Source organism: Plesiomonas sp., from assembly GCF_051650925.1.
In the GTDB taxonomy this organism is placed as follows: domain Bacteria; phylum Pseudomonadota; class Gammaproteobacteria; order Enterobacterales; family CAMTGL01; genus Plesiomonas.
Window position 1 is genome coordinate 1 of record NZ_JBOFRH010000507.1, and the last position, 3,953, is coordinate 3,953.

The following is a 3,953-nucleotide window of genomic DNA, read 5'->3' on the forward strand; positions in this document are numbered from 1 at the left end:
TCTGCGATCCCAAATCCCAGCAGTGCCGGTGGCGCATTGTACTCACGCAATTGGCGCACCAGATGATCTAACGGCATTTGTGCTCGACTTTCGGTTCCAGTCACGCCTGCCCGCGAGAGCAGGTAGGTGTACCCTTTACTGTGTTGCGAAACTGCGCGTAGAGTTTGCTCGTCGGCATTGGGCGGGCAGATAAAGATAGTTTCGATACCGTATTGCTCGGCAACAGCTCGAAACTCGCCAGACTCTTCAACCGGAACATCAGCAATCAGCACTGAATCGACACCTGCCTGCGCACATTGAGCATAAAAATGTGCAATCCCGTTGGCGTACACCAGATTTGCGTACATCAGCAGGCCTATCGGAATGGCCGGATGCTTTTGGCGAATTTCAGCGAGCATCTCAAAGCAGACCGAAGGGGTTACTCCGGCATGCAGAGCACGCAAAGTGGCAGCCTGAATGGTGGGGCCATCGGCTGATGGGTCAGAAAAGGGGATGCCCAACTCAAGGGCATCGGCACCGGCTTCAATCAGGGTATCAATAATTGCCAATGATTGAGCACGGTGCGGATCACCGAGCGTCACAAAAGGAACAAAGGCGGCCTCTTGTTGCGCATGTAAACGAGAAAACAGGGCGGCATAGCGGCCACTGCTGGCCTGAGTTGGTTGTGTGTGGCTGGTATGCATTACATCACCCCGCTGTCTTGCAAAATTTTATGTACAGTGAAGATATCTTTATCCCCACGGCCTGATAAGTTGACCACCAGTAACTGCGATTTTTCCGGTTCACTGCGCGCCATTTTTAGTGCATGGGCCAGTGCATGTGAAGATTCGAGCGCAGCAATAATGCCTTCACTGCGGGCAATTTCCTGAAAGGCATCTAAGGCTTCAGCATCGGTGACGGAGACATAATCTGCACGGCCAGTGCTGTTTAAGTAAGCATGCTGTGGGCCGACGGATGGGAAATCAAGCCCGGCAGAGACCGAGTATGACTCCTCAATCTGCCCCTCTTTATCCTGCATAATCGGGCTTTTCATACCAAAGAAAATACCGACTTTGCCATGTTTTAATGGCGCACCGTGCTGGCCACTTTCTATGCCTAAACCACCCGGTTCAACGCCAATTAAGTTGACTGACGGCTCTTCGATAAAATCGGCAAACATACCAATGGCGTTTGAACCCCCACCAACACAGGCGATAACAGCATCAGGCAAGCGGCCTTCAGCGTCTAGGATTTGGCGTTTGGTCTCTTCACCAATCATGCGCTGGAATTCACGCACAATGGTCGGGAACGGGTGCGGCCCTGCGGCAGTGCCTAGCATGTAATGTGCGGTTTCGTAGCTGCCGGACCAATCACGCAGCGCTTCATTACAGGCATCTTTGAGTGTTGATGACCCTGAGGTGACAGGGATCACTTCTGCTCCCATCAGGCGCATGCGAAAGACGTTGGGTGATTGCCTTTCCACATCTTTTGCACCCATATAAACCCGACATTTTAACCCGAGCAGAGCGCAGGCCAGCGCGGTGGCTACACCATGTTGCCCAGCTCCGGTTTCGGCAATGATCTCTTTTTTCCCCATGCGTTTGGCCAGCAGTGCTTGCCCTAATACCTGATTGGTTTTGTGCGCACCACCGTGCAGTAAATCCTCTCGTTTGAGGTATAAACGGGTTTTTGTGCCAGCGGTCAGATTCCGGCATAAGGTGAGTGCCGTTGGCCTGCCTGCATAGTTGACCAGTAGATCGGTAAACTCTTGCTGGAATTGTGGGTCTTGCTGCGCGTCGACAAATGCAGCCTCGAGTTGGCGCAGTGCGGGCATAAGTATTTGCGGTACAAACATACCGCCAAACTCACCAAAATAGGGGTTGAGTAGTGTCATGCTGAAACTCCCTGCTGACGTAAACGTAAGAATGTGATGTCCATTTTTTCTTTACTTTTTATCCCCGGCGCACTCTCTAGCCCAGAGTTGAAATCAAGCCCTGCAGTGGCAAATCGTTGCGCAGCAACGGCGTTATCGGGTGAAAGGCCTCCGGCCAGCAGCGTGTTATTCAACCCGATAGGTGCTGACTCCGATGCCATTTGGGGTAAGTTATTGAGCAGTTGCCAGTTAAACGGTTGGCCTGTGCCACCGCTTTGCCCATTAAGCTGGGTATCAAGCAAATAGCGATCAATGTGTGGCAGGGCAACCACCGGCAAATGGTCGAGTTGTGGATTAACGGCGATGGCTTTCCAGATCTGGCACTGTGTAGGTAATTGTGCGCGCAGTCGGGTAATGTAGTCGGCACTCTCATCGCCATGCAGTTGCACGGCAGCAAGGTGTAAACGCTCAACGGTTAAGCAGATAGTTTCTATTTTTGCATTGCGAAAGACACCCACATAGTGCAGCGGCGCGGCGGCCTGCACCGCTTTGGCGGTGGCAATATCAACATAGCGCGGTGATTTTCCAACAAAAATCAGCCCACCATAATAAGCCCCCGCCTGATACGCAGCCAGCGCATCATCGGGGCGGGTAAGACCACAAACTTTATTTTCACCGTATATTAGCCGGCGGATAGCGCTGTTCAGGTCATTTTCGGCCATCAGAGCACTGCCAATCAGGAAGCCCTGTGCGGTGCGGCTGAGTTCAACCACCTGTTGGTGCTGGTGTATGCCTGACTCACTGATAATAATAGTCTCAGGGGAAAGAAGTGCGGCAAGTTCAGCGGTTCGCCCTAAATCAATCGAAAGATCACGCAAGTTACGGTTGTTAATGCCAACAACACGCGCTTTTAAGGCTACCGCACGCTTTGCCTCTTCGGAATTACTGACTTCAGTCAGTACACCCATACTCAGAGTCTCTGCTATGGCATGGAGCGCCAAATACTGCTCATCACTGAGCACTGAGAGCATTAACAGCACAGCATCAGCTTGATGCAGGCGGGCAAGATAAATCTGATACGGGTCAACAATAAAATCTTTGCACAGTACCGGTTGGGTCACTTGGGCACGCACTTGCGGCAGGAATGAGAAGCTGCCCTGAAAATATTTTTCATCAGTCAGTACCGAAATCACCGAGGCATAAGGTGCATAAGTGCGGGCAATTGCTACTGGGTCAAAATCAGCGCGGATCAACCCTTTTGACGGTGATGCCTTTTTACATTCGAGAATAAATACGGGTTCAGATTTATGCAGCGCAGCATAAAAATCACGATCACTTGGGATCACATCAAGAACAAAATCCTCTAGCGGGCGCGCTGCTTTTTGCTCGGCAATCCACAGGTGCTTATCTGCCACAATACGCGTGAGTACTGTCTCTTTCATCCTTTAACCTCGAGCTGCAAGAAGTTGAACTTTTTGGTATGCCTGATCACTGTTGAGCACTGACAATGCCTGTTCAGCATTGTGCTGTAGATTTTCGTGTCCGAACAGGCGTAACAGTAACGCAACGTTAGCGGCGACGGCATGTTTGTGTGCCGTTGTTCCTTGTCCCTGCAATAAATGTGTGATGATCTGCGCATTTTCCTGTGCATCGCCTCCGCGCAGCGCATCAAGACTGGCGGCTTTTAAACCAAAATCTGCCGGTGTCAGGCTGTACTGAATAATTTCGCCATCACGCAGCTCGGCAACCTGAGTTTCACCGTGCAGAGCCACCTCATCCAACCCTGCGCCATACACCACTGCTGCGCGCTGAAAACCAAGCTCTTGCAACGTGTGGGCAATCGGCAGTAACAGGGTTGGGGAGTAAACTCCCATCAGCTGTACGGCAGGACGGGCGGGGTTTATAAGCGGGCCGAGCACATTAAAAAGGGTGCGGGTTTTGAGTTGCTGGCGAACGGGCATGGCATGACGAACACCGCTGTGGTATTGCGGAGCAAATAGGAAGCAGACCCCAAGCTCATCAAGTGCAGCGCGTGAATCTTGTGCTGACATGTTGATATTGATATTGAGAGCCGCAAGTAAATCAGATGATCCGGTTAAGC

At 51.6% G+C, this 3,953-nt stretch carries 4 protein-coding genes; all 4 read right to left on the bottom strand.

Translation table 11 applies throughout. From position 1 onward, the window contains the following. The coding region (gene trpA, locus ACRC27_RS12185; RefSeq protein WP_438639990.1) for a tryptophan synthase subunit alpha at positions 1 to 683 on the bottom strand (683 nt) is incomplete at its 3' end. After that, entirely contained in the window at positions 683 to 1,873 is a 1,191-nt protein-coding gene (gene trpB / locus ACRC27_RS12190) for a tryptophan synthase subunit beta (protein WP_438623428.1), read from the bottom strand. The genes trpB and trpA, both read right to left, overlap by 1 nt. Continuing rightward, a complete protein-coding gene (trpCF, locus tag ACRC27_RS12195) occupies positions 1,870 to 3,294 on the bottom strand; it encodes a bifunctional indole-3-glycerol-phosphate synthase TrpC/phosphoribosylanthranilate isomerase TrpF (protein WP_438623427.1) in 1,425 nt (474 codons plus the stop codon). Before trpCF ends, trpB begins: the two co-directional genes overlap by 4 nt. Positions 3,295 to 3,297: 3 nt before the next feature. Beyond that, the coding region (trpD, locus tag ACRC27_RS12200) for an anthranilate phosphoribosyltransferase (RefSeq protein ID WP_438639991.1) at positions 3,298 to 3,953 on the bottom strand (656 nt) is incomplete at its 5' end.